Genomic DNA, 16,209 nt, shown 5'->3' on the forward strand with positions numbered 1-16,209 from the left:
ATGTCATTTGATGTCCGTCAAACCGAACGCATGGTGCCATGCTGTTCGGAAATCCGAATGAAGACATGTAGCTATCTACCGACATGGCTTGGCGGGTCGCGGGTCAACTGTGGCTTTTCCCATCAGGAGAAGCTGGATGAGTTTTCACGAGATTGCCCCCGATTCCATCGATGCGCTGATTGCCAAGCGTTTGCCGGCTTGGTTGCAAACCGCCGCGGTCGACCGCTTGCAGGCGCTACACCGTGCGCTCAAGGCACAGCAGAAAAGTGCCGAGAAGATGCGTGAACTGCTGGCTCCGGTGCCCGCGCTCGATACGTTTGCTGAGCCCTTGCTCAGGCAGGCGCTGCTAAAGCAGCTCAAGCTCGATACCAATGTGCGCGCCTGCAGTGTGAAGATCGTGCAAGAGGCCTATCACCCGGTTCCGGTGAATTCGGCGCCAAAGCTGTGGTATCGGCGCATTTCCAACCGCAAGCTGCTGACTGCGGCTCTGCATAACTACACCGAGGATGAAACCACGCCTGGCGAACTGACCGTGGCTACAGTGCTGGATGCCGATAAAAAACGGCTGAACATCGGTTTCACCCAGTTCGCGAAACTTTGCCGCAGCCTTGACCTGGGCGGTCAGTATCAGACATTGCTCAAGGCGCACCTGCGACCGAGCGATTTGCTGGAGAAGGAGGCCGTTCATGCGCAGGTCAAAGAGGACCTTCGGGCACGCATGGAGGTTGCCGTGCGCCGGGCCATTCTCGAAGGGCATATCGATGAGCGCGCGTACCTGCAACTGCTGCCATTGTGTGCGCCTGCGCCGATCGTTCCGGGCGATCCGGCCGTATTGACCTGCCGTCAGTTGCACCTGCTGGGCAAGCGCGTGGAGGGCGTGGTGACCGTGGAAGTCCGGGAGCACGCCTTGGGGGCTGTCACGGGCATTCTCAGCTGGATTCCGGGCGATCCGATCCAGCCCGTCCAGCATCATGCCTCCTGGTCTGCGTTGTACCAGACGCTGGCCAGGCGCATGCGGCAATCACCTTATGTCGACTTTTTCATGCGTTTCGTCCGTGAGCGGGACAGGCCGGTGTTCGCCACTGTCCTGAAAAAGCTGTTCAAGGAGACGGACAGCTCCCGGGATATCGAACTGGATGGACGTCATCTGGACTTCGAAGGCACGTTGATTGCCTACCTGGGTAAGTTGCGTATCGAGAAAATCCTGGATGACGCGCGTGTGCTTGCGGTGCCCACCGCTGAAGCAGATGCCGACGCGTGTCGCGAGCGATTCGACCGTTACCTGGAAGCCGGGCTTACCCTGCTCAATCTGGCGGCCTTCTTCGTGCCACTGCTTGGCGAGGTCATGCTGGGGGTGGCCGCCGTCCAGATTGCCAATGAGGTCTACGAGGGCTACGAGGACTGGGCAATAGGTGATCGTCAGTCCGCCTTGCAGCATATGTTCGGGGTGGCAGAGAACCTTGCGGTGGCTGCCATCCTCGCCACGGGGGGAATGGCGACCGGGAAGGTGCTGGAGCGTTCGCTGGCGGTAGACAACCTGGTACCGATAGTCGATGACGCAGGGCAGACCAAGCTGTTCAGGAACTCAATGGAACCACATGAATGGTCCGGCGCAGGCCTGTTGATGCGTCGGCTTGGCCGAGAACTGAGTAACATGACCGATGAGCAGGCCCTGTGGCTGGCCGAAGGTACCGGTTTTGGCGAGGAGCACCTGCGTCGATTGCATGTACAGCAGGCGTCGCCCCCAGCCCGGTTGCTCGATGCCTGGGAGCGCTACCAGCTGCACGAGCAGTTTCCTGCGTTGCGTGGCGAAGCCTTTGAGGCCGAGGTGCGATCCAGGCAAGGCACCGAGACACCAGAAGCGTTGCTGCTGAGGCGGGATTTCCCGGGATTGAGCCATCGGGGCGCGCGGGAAATCATCGAACAGGCCAATGGGCGGCAGCTCGCAGAGATGCTCGATAAGCAGCGCATTCCGCTGGAGCTTGCCGAGCACGCGCACTGGTTTCTGCGTGACAGTCGGTTGGATCGGGCTTGCGCTGGCTTGCGCCAGGCAAGCGCGGTGAATCTTGACAGTGAGCGTCTGGCCCTAGGGTTGATCGACCAGCAAGCGCCGTGGGCTGAGAACCTGCGTCTTGAATTGCGTGACGGTTCTCATGCAGGCACGTTGCGCACACAGGTAGGCAGTGAGGAAGCCGCGGATATTCGCTATATCGTTCGCGGCACCCAGGGTTATCAGGCCCGGGATGGCAACGGCATCCCGTTACCGCAGGCAACGGAGCAGGACAGTCTGATCCAGGCGATATGCCTGCATCTGCAACCGTCGCAGAAACTGTTGTTGGGTGATGCTTCGCTGGACGAAAAGGCGTTGACCGACAAGTTGGCAGCATTGGCTGCCACCCAGCGCGAGCAGGTGGCTACATTGATCAGGCAGGCGCCGGTCGGAGAGGGTATCCGTCCACTGGCCCGTTTCGCCGACGGCCGCCTGGGATATCCATTATGTGGCCGTACTCCAGGTGGCCGACAGGCGAGTCGACGGGGGATTCATCAGATCTATCCGACCCTCGGCGAGGATGAGCTGGAAAACTATCTGCTGGACCTGGTCTCCAGGCATGTCGATCCATGGGTGCACTACAACCAGTTGAAACATCAGTTGAGCCGCCTGCGCGAAGGCTTGCAGAGCTGGTGCAGCGCAGGCGGCGGCATACTCGCCAAGCTCAGGCGCCGGCGTGTAGCCACCGCCATGCGCCGTTGCTGGCGCCGCAAGAGCCGAGTCCTGGGCGATGGTGGCCATTGGCTGATGGTCCGTGGCGAGCAGGTCGGCAGCCTGCCGAGCCTGCCCGCGGGCATCAGCTATGGTCATGTGACCCGTCTGACCCTGCGCGACATGGACCTCGCCAACGTCGATGCGGACTTCCTGTCACGTTTCACCGGGCTGGTGGAACTTGACCTGCGGGAAAACAGGCTGACTCAGGTGCCGGCGGGCATCGAGCGCCTTACTTCGCTGCGCTACCTGCGCCTTGGGTACAACCAGATCGCCATGGACAGTGCCGGCAACCAGCGCCTGCTGGCCCTGGTCAATCTACGGGAACTCGACCTGGGCCATAACCCGCTCGGTTGGGCTCCGGATGTGAATGGGCTGCGACACCTGCGTCGGTTATCGCTGCATTCGGGCGAGATCGCCAGGTTGCCCGAGCGGGTTCAGCAGTTGCCCTGGCAGGGGGTGGTCGACCTGCGCAACAACAGCATCCAGCATGTGCGTCAGGATTTGCACAACCTGCAGCTGCGCCTGCAGCGGATGGTCCTGCACGACAATCCGCTGGATGAAGCCAGCCAGGCGTTGGTGAACCTGGCGTCCCGTGAGCCGATCAATCGCAACCCCATCGAGCACCAGCTGATCGATCAGGCGGCTCGGGAGCTGTGGTTGGCCGGCAGCTCGGGCAAGCTGCGTAGTCGGCGTGAAGCCCAGTGGCTGAGATTGCGCGAGGAACCTGAATCAACGGCGCTGTTCCAGTTCTTTGCCGATTTTGCCCGGACCGAGGATTTTCGCGAGCATGACGATTTCTATCGCAGGCGCATCTGGCGAATGATCGAGGCGTGCGAGCAGAACACCGAGCTGCGTGCAGTGATGTTCGCCCAGGCTGGCGGGGAGCGTGCCTGCGAGGATCGATTGTTGCTGATCCTCAGCGAACTGGAGGTCACGTTGTACGTGGAGCGTGCTTCGGCGGGAACGCGCCTGGTCGAGCGTGAGGAGGTCTTGCTGAAGGCCGGCCGGGCGTTGTATCGGCTGGATGAGGTCAATACGCTGGCTGCGCGCAAGGTGCAGGAGCTCGAGCGTAGAGGTGGGGAGGTGGACCCGATCGAAGTCTATATGGCCTATCGGACGCATCTGGCCGAGCCGCTGGGCCTTCCTGCCCAGCCTGACGGCATGTACTACCTGATGGATGCCAGGGTGTCGCCGGGTGACCTGATCACGGCCAGGCTTCAGGTCCTGCGGGAGGAGACGCCGCAACGGCTGAGCGAGGCGCTGGCACAACGCCCGTTTTGGGACAGCTTTGTGCATGTGCGCTACCCGGAGAGGGTCGATGCCTTGGTCTCTGCCCTCGATGAGCAATTGACACAGGCCGCGTCGCTGTCCGAGCAGATGTACCTGGTTCGATCCGAGGCCCTGAGGGTGAAGTACGAAGCCTCGCTGCAGGCGCTGCGCCTGAGTCTGGCGCAGGAGGCGTACGCCCGCCTCCTGCCGGCTGTGCCTGTCGCCGAGGCGTGATCAGGCAGCCTGGACGCGAGCCTGGTTCTGTAGCAGGTACTCCTCGAGTGCCTGCTGCTCGGCGGCAGAGGTGAACAGGCCGAGTTTGGTCCGGCGCCAGAGGATGTCGGCGGCATCGACCGCCCATTCCTGTTCGCGCAAGTAGTCCACTTCACGGCTGAACAGCCCGCCGCCAATGGATTGCCCCAGGCCTTCTGGACCTTCCACGCCCTCGAGCAGGCGCCATACGCGGCTGCCGTAGGTGACGGCCCAACGCTTGGCGATGTCCATCGGCAACCAGTCATGGCGTGCCAGCACGGCATCGACCAGCGCCTGTACGGTGGTCATGCTCTCGCCGCCCGGCAGCGGTGCGCCGGCGGTCCAGCTGCCACGCATCTGGGTGAAGAACGGTTGCAGTTCGGCCATGGCCGACTCGGCCAGCTTGCGGTAGGTGGTCAGCTTGCCGCCGAACACCGACAGTAGCGGCGCCTCGCCTTGGGCAGCGGACAACGCGAGGGTGTAGTCGCGGGTGACGGCCGACGGGTTGTCCGACTCGTCGTTGCACAGCGGACGTACGCCGGAATAGGTGTGCAGGATATCGGCGTGGCTGAGCTGGTGGTTGAAGTGCTCGTTGACCACCTTGAGCAGGTAGTCGGTTTCCTGCTCGGTGATCGCCACTTTGGCCGGGTCGCCGCTGTACTCGCGATCGGTGGTGCCGATCAGGGTGAAGCGGTCCAGGTAAGGGATGCAGAAGACGATGCGCTGGTCTTCGTTCTGCAGGATGTAGGCGTGCTCGCCTTCGTACAGGCGCGGCACGATCAGGTGGCTGCCCTGGATCAGGCGGATGCCGTACGGCGCGTCGAGCTTGAGGTCGTCCTTGATGAAGCTGGCGACCCAGGGGCCGGCCGCGTTCACCAGTGCCCGGGCGCGGATGCTCTGCAGGCTGCCGTCGGCATGCTGCAGTTCCACCTGCCACAGGCCATCGACGCGCTCGGCGCGCAGGCAGCGGGTGCGGGTGTGGATGTGCGCGCCCTTTTCCCGGGCGGCCATGGCGTTGACTACCACCAGGCGGGCATCGTCCACCGCACAGTCGGCGTATTCGAAGCCGCGGGTAATGGCCGGCTTGAGCGGGTAGCCCGGGCCGAAGCGCAGGCCGCGCGAGGCGCCCAGACGCTTGCGCTTGCCCAGGTGGTCATAGAGGAACAGGCCGGCGCGGATCATCCAGGCCGGGCGCAGGTGCGGGCGATGGGGCAGCACGAAGCGCATGGGCTTGACGATGTGCGGCGCCTTGGCCAGCAGGACTTCACGCTCGGCCAGTGCTTCGCGCACCAGGCGGAACTCGTAGTGCTCCAGGTAGCGCAGGCCGCCGTGGATCAGCTTGCTGCTGGCCGAGGAGGTGTGCTGTGCCAGGTCGTCCTTTTCGCAAAGGAACACCTTCAGGCCGCGCCCGGCGGCATCGGCAGCGATACCGACGCCATTGATGCCACCGCCGATCACGGCGAGGTCGTAGCAGTCCTGGAGTGGTGGCTGGGACGAAACGGGCTGGGACACGGGCAAGGCCTCCTGGGGCTGTTCACATCGAATATGAACATTGATGTTCGTTTTCGAAAATACTAGCGCAATGAACAGGCGGCTGCCAGTCAGTCTTTATAGAAAAAACTGATCGGATGACAGGGAAATGAACATTTATGAAAAAGGTGGGGTGAACGGTTGAAGATTTTCAGGGGTGTCGAGATCGAGCGCCGCCCGCGCGGCGCATCGCGGGACAAGCCCACAGGCGTAGCGCGTGGCTTGAGGGCCGCACGGTCGCTGTGGGAGCGGCTTCAGCCGCGAACACCGGCATAGCCGGTGCCAGGCACCGCGTCGCCTGCTTCGCGGGTAAACCCGCTCCCACAGGGATCGCGCCAGATTCTAAAAATTGAGCAAGACAGTTGCTCCCACATCTGTTTCGGGCCAGTTATGTCTGCGCCGCCGCGGCTGTATGCCTAGTTTGTACGACGCGGTTTCAGCGTGGGCACCACTGCCGCTCCACCTGTCTCAAGATGTGCACCAAGGCGAACAGCTATAACGTCACAGGACAGACTGGCCCGAAACAGATGTGGGAGCGGGCTTGTCCCGCGATGCGCCGCGCGGGCGGCGCTCGATCTCATGGGCGATACAAGGGGTGAGCCATGCGCCCCACGGGCACTGCCTCAAACCACCTCAAGACGAATCTTGTACTGGTTGAGCAACTGGGTCAGGGCAGGAGTGGGCGCCTGGTCGGTCACCAGGCAGTCGATCAGGCTGATCGAACCGAGGCGGACCATGGCATTGCGGCCGAACTTGCTCGAGTCCGCCGCCAGCAGCACCTGGCGGGCGTTGGCGATGATCGCCTGGGATACCCGCACTTCCTGGTAGTCGAAGTCCAGCAGGCTGCCGTCCTCATCGATGCCGCTGATGCCGACCACGGCGAAGTCGACCTTGAACTGGTTGATGAAGTCGACGCTCGCCTGGCCGACCACGCCGCCGTCGCGACGCACCGTGCCGCCGGCCACCAGCACCTCGAAATCGTCCTTGGCCGCGAGGATCGCCGCCACGTGCAGGTTGTTGGTGATGACCTTCAGGTGATTATGGTTGAGCAGGGCGCGGGCAATGGATTCGGTGGTGGTGCCGATATTGATGAACAGCGAGGCATGGTCGGGAATCTGTCGGGCCACGGCTTCGGCGATGCGCTGCTTCTCGTCGCGCATCTGGTCGGCACGCATGGCGTAGGCGGTGTTCTCGATGCTCGAGTCGTAGGCCGCGCCACCGTGATAACGGCGCAGCAGGTTGCCCTCGGCGAGCTGGTTGATATCGCGGCGGATGGTCTGCGGGGTGACGACGAACAGCTGCGCCATCTCCTCGATGCTCACGTAGCCGCGTTCGCGGACCAGCTCGAGGATTTGTTGTTGGCGTGGGGGCAGATTCATGGGCGGTCCTTTGGGGCTGCCGGACAAATTCTGCAATGATGCCGTAGGAAGGGGATGACGACCAGTAGGCCTTTGGTCAATTGGGGCTGCTTGACGGTCCACCGCCGGTAGCCAGCTCCCACTCCAGTCGTCATGCGCGACCCCTGTGGGAGCGGCTTCAGCCGCGAACACCGGCGTAGCCGGTGCCTGCTACCGCGTCGCTTGTTTCGCGGGTAAACCCGCTCCCACAGGGATCAGGCGTCGTGATCTTCCCAGTCGCGGGTGCGATCGACAGCCTTGCGCCAGCCCTTGTACAGCTTCTCTTTCGCCGCTTCATCCAGCTGCGGGCTGAACTCGCGCTCGATGATCGCCTTGTCGCGCAGCTCGTCCAGGCCGCTCCAGAAACCGCAGGCAAGGCCTGCCAGGTAGGCCGCGCCCAGGGCCGTGGTCTCGCGCATCTTCGGACGCTCGACGCAGGTGCCAAGAATGTCGGCCTGGAACTGCATGAGGAAGTTGTTGGCCACCGCGCCACCATCCACCCGCAGTTCGCTCAGGCGCTGGCCGCAGTCCTGCTGCATGGCGTCGAGCACGTCGCGGGTCTGGTAGGCGATCGACTCCAGGGCCGCGCGGATGATGTGGTCGACCTTGACGCCACGGGTCAGGCCGAACAGCGCGCCACGGGCATACGGATCCCAGTAGGGCGCGCCCAGGCCGGTGAAGGCCGGCACCAGGTAGACGCCGTTGCTGTCCTTGACCTTGCTGGCGAAGTATTCGGTGTCGTAGGCGTCGTTGACGATCTTCAGTTCATCGCGCAGCCACTGCACGGTGGAGCCGCCGTTGAACACCGCGCCTTCGAGGGCGTAGGCCACCTCGCCGCGGGGGCCGCAGGCGATGGTGGTGAGCAGGCCGTGGGACGACTGGACCGCCTTGTCGCCGGTGTTCATCAGCAGGAAGCAGCCGGTGCCGTAGGTGTTCTTGGCCTGGCCGGGCTCCACGCACATCTGGCCGAACAGCGCCGATTGCTGGTCGCCGGCGATACCGGCGATGTCGATACCGCTCTTGGTCTTGCCATAGACTTCGGACGATGGGCGTACCTCAGGCAGCATCTGGCGCGGAATGCCAAGGATATCGAGGAGCTTGTCGTCCCATTGCAGGCTGTGGATGTTGAACATCAGCGTGCGCGAGGCGTTGGTGTAGTCGGTGACATGCACCTTGCCGCCGGAGAACTTCCAGATCAGCCAGGTATCGATGGTGCCGAACAGCAGTTCGCCACGCTCGGCGCGTTCGCGGGCGCCTTCGACATTGTCGAGGATCCACTTGAGCTTGGTGCCAGAGAAGTACGGGTCGGTGACCAGGCCGGTGGCCTCGCGGATGTACTGCTCGTGGCCGTCGCGCTTGAGCTGGGCGCAGATATCGGTGCTGCGGCGGCACTGCCAGACGATGGCGTTGTACACCGGACGCCCGGTTTCCTTGTCCCAGACCACGGTGGTCTCGCGCTGGTTGGTGATGCCGATGGCGGCGACCTGGGCGTGGCTGATGCCGGCCTGGGCCAGGGCCTCGACCATGGTCGCGCTCTGGGTGGCGAAGATTTCCATCGGGTCATGCTCGACCCAGCCCGCCTGCGGGTAGTGCTGGGCGAATTCACGCTGCGAGGTGCCCACCACGTTGGCGTCGCGATCGAAGATGATGGCGCGCGAACTGGTGGTGCCCTGGTCCAGGGCGATGATGTAGTTCTTGTCCAGGGTATCGGTCATGTCGGTGGCCTTGCACGAATATGGGAGTAGGTCAGGACGTGGCGGGCGCCGGCCTTGCGGTCCGGGCCCGGCGCGGGCATCAGGAAACCTGGGTGTCGCCCTGAGGATTATCGTCTGTTTGTTGGGCCGCGGCCTGGGTGGCTGGCAAGTTGCGGGCGATCAGCCCGCGGTACAGGGCCGCGCCCAGGCTGGCACCGAGGATCGGCGCAAACACCGGCACCAGGAAATACGGAATATCGCGCCCGCCAGTGAAGGCGACTTCGCCCCAGCCGGCCAGGAAGGTCATCAGTTTAGGCCCGAAATCCCGCGCCGGGTTCATCGCGAAGCCGGTCAGCGGGCCCATGGCGCTGCCGATCACGGCGATCAGCAGGCCGATCAGCAGGGGGGCGGTGGCACCGCGTGGCAGACCGTTGTTGTCGTCGGTCAGGGCCATGATCACGGCCATCAGGATGGCGGTGATGATCACCTCGACCAGGAAGGCCTGGCCGGTGGACAGTGCCGGGTGCGGATAGGTGGAGAACACCGAGGCCAGCTCCAGGCTGGCCTGGCTGCCACGCACCATGGCGTGGCTTTGTTCGAAATCGAAGAACAGGTTGCTGTACAGGAAGTACACCAGGGCGGCGCCGCAGAACGCGCCGCACACCTGGGCCAGCATGTAGAACGGCAGCTTGCGCTTGTCGAAACCGGCGAACACGGCCAGGGCGATGCTGACCGCCGGGTTCAGGTGCGCGCCGGAGACGCCGGCGGTCAGGTAGATCGCCATGCTCACGCCGACCCCCCAGATGATGCTGATCTCCCACAGGCCGAAGCTGGCGCCGGCGACCTTGAGCGCGGCGACACAACCGGTGCCGAAGAAGATAAGCAGGGCGGTGCCGAGAAACTCGGCCAGGCATTGGGCGGATAACGTGGGTTCGCGTAGAGCAGTTGTCATGTGTGACCTCGGTTCTTGTTGTTGTGAGGCGCTGGGCGCTCGACAGCACAAAAGCCCGGAGTCGATCCCCATTGACGCCGGGCGGGTACAGGAAGTGCACCTTATAGGTGCACCATGTATTCATAAACGAAAAAATATAGACAAGAAACGCTGATGTCAAAGGTCGAAAATGAACGCTTGGCCACAATCTGACCAGAGCACCGGGTCGTGAATCCATGGCCGCTGCTCTAGCCTGGGACCTGCGCTGGCTGCACCGGTGGAATTGCCCTAAAGTACCGGGCGACTTGTGATCGACTGGAGCCGTTGATGACCCCCGCCCTGGACCTTTTGAAGAAGGCGCGCGCCGAGCACCGCGTGCACAGTTACGAACATGATCCGAAAACCGCCTCGTATGGCCTGGAGGCGGCGGAAAAGCTGGGCCTTGACCCGCTGCGGGTGTTCAAGACCCTGCTTGCCAGCAGCGAAAAGGGCGAGCTGCTGGTAGCGGTGGTACCGGTGGTCGGCACCCTCGACCTGAAGGCACTGGCCCATGCGGCGGGGGTAAAAAAATGCGAGATGGCCGATCCGCAGGCGGCCCAGCGCGCCACGGGTTACCTGGTCGGGGGGATCAGCCCGCTGGGGCAAAAGAAGCGCCTGCGCACCTTTATCGATCAATCCGCGCAACAACATGAAACGATTCATGTGAGTGCTGGCCGCCGTGGGTTGGAAGTGGAGCTGGCCGCCGTGGTGCTGGCCACCCATACCCAGGGACAGTTCGCCGAGATCGGTCGCGGCTGATCATCTGTACTGATTGAAATTCCACGACTCTGTCACTGTCGGGCCCTGGCGGCATGCCGCATGCTCGGAACCTTTCCCGTCAGATACAGGAGTCGTGGCATGCAGTTGCATTTTCATCAGGTGGACGCCTTCAGCGACCGCCCGTTCGCTGGCAACCCGGCCATGGTCTACCACCTGGAACAGTGGCTCGACGATGGCCTGATGCAGCAGGTGGCCGCCGAACACAACCTCGCCGAAACCGCCTTCGTGGTGGCCGAAGGTGATGGCTATCGGATCCGCTGGTTCACCCCGAGCACCGAAGTCCCCCTGTGCGGTCACGCCACCCTGGCCAGCGCCCATGTCCTGTTCGATGTCTACGGTGAGCAAGCGCCGCGCCTGGATTTCCAGAGCCGTTCGGGCCTGCTCAGCGTCAGCCGTGAGCATGGCCGCCTGTGGTTGGACTTCCCGCGCATCGACCCGCAGCCGCTGACCGAGCCTGTGGCGGTGGCCGAAGCGCTGGGATGCGAGGTGCGCGAGGTCTACCAGACCCGCGAGCTGTTCGTGGTGCTCGACTCGGAGCGGGCGGTACGCGATTGCGCGCCGGACATGGCGGCGCTGGCTCGCCTGCCGGGCTTGGGGGTGATCGTGACGGCTCCAGGCGAGCGGCATGATTTCGTGTCGCGCTATTTCGCACCGGGCATCGGCATCCCGGAGGACCCGGTCACCGGCTCCACCCATTGCTCGCTGATCCCTTACTGGGCGGCGCGGTTGGGCAAGTCCGAGCTGCAGGCCTTCCAGTGCTCGACCAGGGGCGGTGAGCTGTTCTGTCGTCTGGAAGGGGAGCGGGTGAAGATCGGCGGGATGGCTCGGCGGGTGGCCAGCGGTACGCTGATGTTGTGAATCTGCATGGGCATGTGTCCCTGTAGGAGCGGGCTTGTCCCGCGAATGCGTTCGATCCGGCACAGTTGTAGCCAGATCTGGCGCAATCGCGGGACAAGCCCGCTCCTACAGAGTAATGTCAGGCCGCCTGCATCAATGCGCGGAGCTCACGCGTCGCACGCCCTGCTCATGACTGGCCAGCTGCGCGGCGACGCTGCCGGGTACCGCGAACAGCACCAGGTGGTCCGCCGCTACGGCGATACCGACGTCCTGGCCGACCTGATGGTCGTTGTGGCTGGGGAAGATCGCCTCGAGCTGGCTGCCGGTGGGCAGTTGCAGGCGATACAGCGTTGAGGCGCCGAGGAAGCTCTTGCCGATGACCTGCGCCCGCAACGGGCTGTCGGGGGCATGGATGATGTCATCCGGACGCAGCAGCACATCCACCGAACTGCCAGGAGCCATGGTGTAGGCACGGTTGCCGCGCAGCTCGCCGAGTTCGGTGGTTACTGACTCGTGGCTGCTCATCTGGCCGCGAATGAAGTAGCCCTGGCCGATGAAGCTTGCGACAAACGGGGTCTGCGGCTCGTGGTAGAGGTTGTAGGGGGTGTCCCACTGTTCCAGGCGACCCTCCTTGAACACGCCGACATGGTCGCTGACGGCAAAGGCTTCTTCCTGGTCGTGGGTGACCAGGATGGCGCTGGTGCCACGGCCCTTGAGAATGTCGCGGACCTCATGGCTCAGGCGCCGACGCAGTTCCACGTCGAGGTTGGAGAACGGCTCGTCAAGCAGCAGCAGTTGCGGCTCGGGCGCCAGCGCCCGGGCCAGGGCCACGCGCTGCTGCTGGCCGCCGGACAGCTCGTGCGGGTAGCGCCCGCCCAGGCCGCCGAGCTTGACCAGCTCGAGCATCTCGTCGACCACCGCCGTCTGGCGCGGGTGCTTGCCGATGCCGAAGGCGATGTTCTGTGCCACGGTGAGGTGGGGGAACAGGGCGTAGTCCTGGAACACCATGCCGATCCGGCGCTTTTCCGGGGCCAGGGTGAACCCGGCGCGGGAAATGACTTCGCCGGCCAGCTGGATCTCGCCGTCGTGCACCGGCTCGAAGCCGGCGATGGCGCGCAGCGTGGTGGTCTTGCCGCAACCGGAGGACCCCAGCAGGCAACCGATGTCGCCTGCGTTCAGGTGCAGGTTGAGGTTCTGGACGATGCGCTGTTCGCCATAGCCGCAGGCGAGGTTGCGCAGGTTGAGCAGTAGCTGTTGACTCATGCGTGGTGGTAAGCCGGTTCTACAAGGAATTCCAGAAGGGCCTTCTGCGCATGCAAGCGGTTTTCAGCTTCGTCCCAGGCGACCGAACGGGCGTCGTCGAGCAGGTCCTGGCTGATTTCCTCGCCACGGTGGGCGGGCAGGCAATGCATGAACAGGGCATCGGGTGCCGCCAGGTCGAGCAGTTCGCGGGTGACCTGGTAAGGCGCGAAATGCGCCAGGCGCCGTGCAGTTTCCTCTTCCTGGCCCATGGAAGTCCAGACATCCGTGGTCACCAGATGAGCGCCGCGCACGGCTTCCTTCGGATCACGGATGATCTGTACACGGTCACCGCCCAGCGCCAGGAAGCGCTGATCAGGCTCGTAGCCTTCAGGGCAAGTGATGCGCAGTTGGAAATCGAACTGCACGGCAGCTTCGATATAGGAGTTGCACATGTTGAAGCCGTCGCCGACCCAGGCCACGGTCTTGCCCTGGATCGCGCCACGGTGCTCGAAGAAGGTCTGCATGTCGGCCAGCAGTTGGCAGGGGTGCGACTCGTCGGACAGGCCGTTGATGACCGGCACCTTCGAGTTGGCGGCGAACTCGGTCAGGGTGCTGTGGGCGTGGGTGCGGATCATCACCGCGTCGACCATGCTCGAGAGCACGATGGCGCTGTCGGCGATCGGCTCGCCGCGGCCCAGCTGGGTGTCGCGCGGCGACAGGAAGATGGCCTGGCCGCCGAGCTGGATCATGCCGGCTTCGAAGGACACCCGGGTGCGGGTCGAGGACTTCTCGAAGATCATGCCCAGCACGCGGTTCTTCAGCGGCTCGAACAGCACGCCTCGTTTGCGCAGGTCCTTCAGCTCGATGCCTCGACGGATCACACCGAGCAATTCGTCAGCGGTGAAATCCATCAGGGAGAGAAAGTGCCTTGCGCTCATGATTGACTACCTTATCTGCAACGTTCTGCAGGTCGACCGTATGGGTTTTGTTGACAACGGGGGTGACCTGCGGCGTAAGCCGCACGGGGCGGACGGAATAGGGAAAGGCGCAATACTATAATTAAATGTCGCCTAAAACCAAGAGGGGAAACAGCGCCACTGTGTCAAAGGGTGTCGTAAGCCCTTGCCGGCTAGCTGTTTTTTATTTGCTACAGCGGTTGTACACGGCTCGGAGCGTATTTGGCAAACCCGTTGTCGCGAATCGCCCGCCTGATGTCGTCCGATTCACGCCGCGAACCTCGCTGGCGAGCCCCGGTCGGCAGGCGCATAGTCGAACCTCGACAATAACAAGGCAGAGGCGGCCATGACCAAGACCCTGCATCACCGAGCCTGTCACCTGTGCGAGGCCATCTGCGGCCTGAACATCGAAGTCACCCACGAAGCCGATGGCCCGGCGCGGATCAGCTCGATCAAGGGCGACCCGCAGGATCCGTTCAGCCGCGGCCATGTCTGCCCCAAGGCGGTCGCCCTGCAGGACATCCAGGAGGACCCCGACCGCCTGCGCCAGCCCCACCGGCGCATCGGTGACCAGTGGCTGCCAATCAGTTGGGACGAAGCCTTCGCCCTGGCCGCCGAGCGGCTGTGGGCGATCCAGCAGGCCCACGGGCGCAACGCGGTCGCCGTGTACCAGGGCAACCCCAGCGTGCACAACTATGGGCTGATGACCCATAGCAACTACTTCCTCGGCTTGCTCAAGACCCGCAATCGCTTCTCGGCGACCTCGGTGGACCAGTTGCCGCAGCACCTGACCAGCCACCTGATGTACGGCCATGGCCTGCTGCTGCCAATTCCGGACATCGACCATACGCAGTTCATGCTCATCCTGGGCGGCAATCCATTGGCCTCCAATGGCAGCATCATGACCGTCCCGGATGTGGAAAAGCGCCTCAAGGCACTCAAGGCCAGGGGCGGGCAACTGGTGGTGGTGGATCCGCGACGCAGCGAGACGGCTGCGCTGGCCGACCAGCACCTGTTCATTCGCCCCGGTGGCGACGCGGCGCTGCTGTGTGGCTTGCTGCATACGCTGTTCAGCGAGAACCTGGCCCGGGGCTCGCATCTGCCGGTTGCGGGCCTGGAGCAGGTGCGCGAAGCCATCCTGCCGTTCGATGCGTCTGCCATGAGCGCGTTGTGCGGTATTCCGGCCGAGGCGATCCGCCAGCTGGCGCGGGATTTCGCCGCCGCCGACAAGGCGGTGTGCTATGGCCGGATGGGCGTATCGACCCAGGCCTTCGGTTCGCTGTGCCACTGGCTGGTGCAGTTGATCAACCTGGTCACCGGTAATCTCGACCGCGAGGGTGGCGCCCTGTGCACGGCGCCTGCGGTCGACCTGGTCGCCAGCACCTCCGGCGGGCATTTCGATCAATGGCGCAGCCGGGTCTCGGGCTTGCCCGAGTATGGCGGCGAGCTGCCGGTCTCGGCCCTGGCCGAAGAGATCCTCGAACCAGGCGAAGGGCAGGTGCGGGCGCTGGTGACCGTGGCGGGCAACCCGGTGCTGTCCACGCCTAACGGGCGACGCCTGGACGAGGCCCTGGCCGGCCTCGACTTCATGCTCAGCATCGATCTGTACATCAACGAGACCACGCGCCATGCCGACCTGATCCTGCCGTCGACCTCGGCGCTGGAGAACGATCACTACGATTCCACCTTCAACCTGCTGGCGGTGCGCAACGTCACCCGCTTCAACCGGGCGATCCTACCCAAGCCCGATGGCGCGCTGCACGACTGGGAGATCTTCGTGGGCCTGGCCAAGGCCTTTGCCGAGCGCGCGCAGGTTGAGCTCAAGGCCACCTTGCCGCCGGCACAGATGATCGACTTCGCCCTGCGCAAGGGGCCTTATGGCGACGGGACGCCCTGGAAGCTCTCGCTGGAGGCGCTAGACGCGTATCCCCATGGTCTCGACCTCGGGCCGCTATGTGCCAACCTGGCAACGCGCCTGCGCACGGCGAGCGGGCAGGTCGAGGCGGCACCGGCGGTGCTGCTCGAAGACCTGTGGCGCCTTGCCAGTGTGTCCGCGCCCACGGATGACCAGCTGTTGCTCATCGGCCGTCGCCATGTGCGCAGCAACAACTCGTGGATGCACAACTACCACCGCCTGGTCAAAGGCAAGCCGCGCCACCAGTTGCTGATGCACCCGGACGACTTGAGCCGGCGCCAGTTGCAGGACGGCCAGATGGTGCGGGTGCGCTCACGCACCGGGGTGATCGAGGTGGCGGTACAGGCCAGCGAGGAGATGATGCCGGGGGTGGTCAGCCTGCCCCATGGCTACGGCCATGGGCGCCAGGGCGCGCGCTTGCAGGTGGCCGCTGTGCAGCCGGGGGCGAGTGCCAATGACCTGACTGACGAACACCTGCGCGATGGCGTTTCCGGCAATGCCGCCCTCAATGGCGTGCCGGTACAGGTCGAGGCCGCATGAAGCACGGCAAGGCCGAGCACGCTGCTCGGCTTTCCGATACAATGCGTCACCGTGCCGACGACC

10 protein-coding genes are annotated in these 16,209 nt (G+C 64.0%); 4 read left to right on the top strand and 6 right to left on the bottom strand.

Going from position 1 to position 16,209, the window contains the following annotated elements:
* Positions 1–136 precede the first annotated feature (136 nt).
* The gene (locus tag AC0MAZ_RS09640) at positions 137–4,267 is read left to right on the top strand and encodes an NEL-type E3 ubiquitin ligase domain-containing protein (RefSeq protein WP_475860927.1); all 4,131 of its coding nucleotides are present in this window, start codon (positions 137–139) and stop codon (positions 4,265–4,267) included.
* On the opposite strand, the gene glpD is transcribed toward AC0MAZ_RS09640, so the two are convergent.
* The 4 genes from glpD to AC0MAZ_RS09660 all read right to left on the bottom strand — a co-directional run bounded on the left by glpD (position 4,268) and on the right by AC0MAZ_RS09660 (position 9,858).
* On the bottom strand, positions 4,268–5,797 hold the full coding sequence (gene glpD, locus AC0MAZ_RS09645) for a glycerol-3-phosphate dehydrogenase (RefSeq protein ID WP_475860928.1): 1,530 nt from the start codon (positions 5,795–5,797) through the stop codon (positions 4,268–4,270).
* A gap of 641 nt (positions 5,798–6,438) precedes the next feature.
* On the bottom strand, positions 6,439–7,194 hold the full coding sequence (glpR, locus tag AC0MAZ_RS09650; protein ID WP_203647763.1) for a DeoR/GlpR family transcriptional regulator: 756 nt from the start codon (positions 7,192–7,194) through the stop codon (positions 6,439–6,441).
* A 233-nt stretch (positions 7,195–7,427) separates the two neighbouring features.
* Complete coding sequence (gene glpK, locus AC0MAZ_RS09655; protein ID WP_203647762.1) at positions 7,428–8,927, bottom strand: glycerol kinase GlpK; 1,500 nt, start codon at positions 8,925–8,927, stop codon at positions 7,428–7,430.
* A 79-nt stretch (positions 8,928–9,006) separates the two neighbouring features.
* Complete coding sequence (locus AC0MAZ_RS09660) at positions 9,007–9,858, bottom strand: MIP/aquaporin family protein (RefSeq protein WP_050704019.1); 852 nt, start codon at positions 9,856–9,858, stop codon at positions 9,007–9,009.
* Positions 9,859–10,164: 306 nt separating this feature from the next.
* Between AC0MAZ_RS09660 and ybaK the strand changes: the two genes are divergently transcribed.
* Positions 10,165–10,635 (top strand): Cys-tRNA(Pro) deacylase, encoded by a 471-nt coding sequence (gene ybaK, locus AC0MAZ_RS09665; protein ID WP_050704020.1) that lies wholly within the window; start codon positions 10,165–10,167, stop codon positions 10,633–10,635.
* A 99-nt stretch (positions 10,636–10,734) separates the two neighbouring features.
* On the top strand, positions 10,735–11,514 hold the full coding sequence (locus AC0MAZ_RS09670) for a PhzF family phenazine biosynthesis protein (RefSeq protein WP_475860929.1): 780 nt from the start codon (positions 10,735–10,737) through the stop codon (positions 11,512–11,514).
* Positions 11,515–11,646: 132 nt separating this feature from the next.
* On the opposite strand, the gene AC0MAZ_RS09675 is transcribed toward AC0MAZ_RS09670, so the two are convergent.
* Together AC0MAZ_RS09675 and argF are read right to left on the bottom strand one after the other, a co-directional pair.
* The gene (locus AC0MAZ_RS09675) at positions 11,647–12,756 is read right to left on the bottom strand and encodes an ABC transporter ATP-binding protein (protein ID WP_232855797.1); all 1,110 of its coding nucleotides are present in this window, start codon (positions 12,754–12,756) and stop codon (positions 11,647–11,649) included.
* Positions 12,753–13,673, bottom strand: coding sequence for an ornithine carbamoyltransferase (gene argF / locus AC0MAZ_RS09680; RefSeq protein ID WP_254464841.1), 921 nt, complete (start codon positions 13,671–13,673; stop codon positions 12,753–12,755). Before argF ends, AC0MAZ_RS09675 begins: the two co-directional genes overlap by 4 nt.
* 364 nt (positions 13,674–14,037) lie before the next feature.
* Between argF and AC0MAZ_RS09685 the strand changes: the two genes are divergently transcribed.
* Positions 14,038–16,146 (top strand): molybdopterin oxidoreductase family protein, encoded by a 2,109-nt coding sequence (locus AC0MAZ_RS09685; RefSeq protein ID WP_232855799.1) that lies wholly within the window; start codon positions 14,038–14,040, stop codon positions 16,144–16,146.
* Positions 16,147–16,209: the final 63 nt, after the last annotated feature.

Source organism: Pseudomonas sp. A, from assembly GCF_056270345.1.

What these genes read in the sequence shown, in the direction of transcription:
- AC0MAZ_RS09640 (WP_475860927.1), top strand. Translation starts at nt 137, where the DNA reads ATGAGTTTTCACGAGATTGCCCCCGATTCCATCGATGCGCTGATTGCC.
- glpR (WP_203647763.1), bottom strand. Translation starts at nt 7,194, where the DNA reads ATGAATCTGCCCCCACGCCAACAACAAATCCTCGAGCTGGTCCGCGAA.
- glpK (WP_203647762.1), bottom strand. Translation starts at nt 8,927, where the DNA reads ATGACCGATACCCTGGACAAGAACTACATCATCGCCCTGGACCAGGGC.
- AC0MAZ_RS09660 (WP_050704019.1), bottom strand. Translation starts at nt 9,858, where the DNA reads ATGACAACTGCTCTACGCGAACCCACGTTATCCGCCCAATGCCTGGCC.
- ybaK (WP_050704020.1), top strand. Translation starts at nt 10,165, where the DNA reads ATGACCCCCGCCCTGGACCTTTTGAAGAAGGCGCGCGCCGAGCACCGC.
- AC0MAZ_RS09670 (WP_475860929.1), top strand. Translation starts at nt 10,735, where the DNA reads ATGCAGTTGCATTTTCATCAGGTGGACGCCTTCAGCGACCGCCCGTTC.
- AC0MAZ_RS09675 (WP_232855797.1), bottom strand. Translation starts at nt 12,756, where the DNA reads ATGAGTCAACAGCTACTGCTCAACCTGCGCAACCTCGCCTGCGGCTAT.
- argF (WP_254464841.1), bottom strand. Translation starts at nt 13,673, where the DNA reads ATGAGCGCAAGGCACTTTCTCTCCCTGATGGATTTCACCGCTGACGAA.
- AC0MAZ_RS09685 (WP_232855799.1), top strand. Translation starts at nt 14,038, where the DNA reads ATGACCAAGACCCTGCATCACCGAGCCTGTCACCTGTGCGAGGCCATC.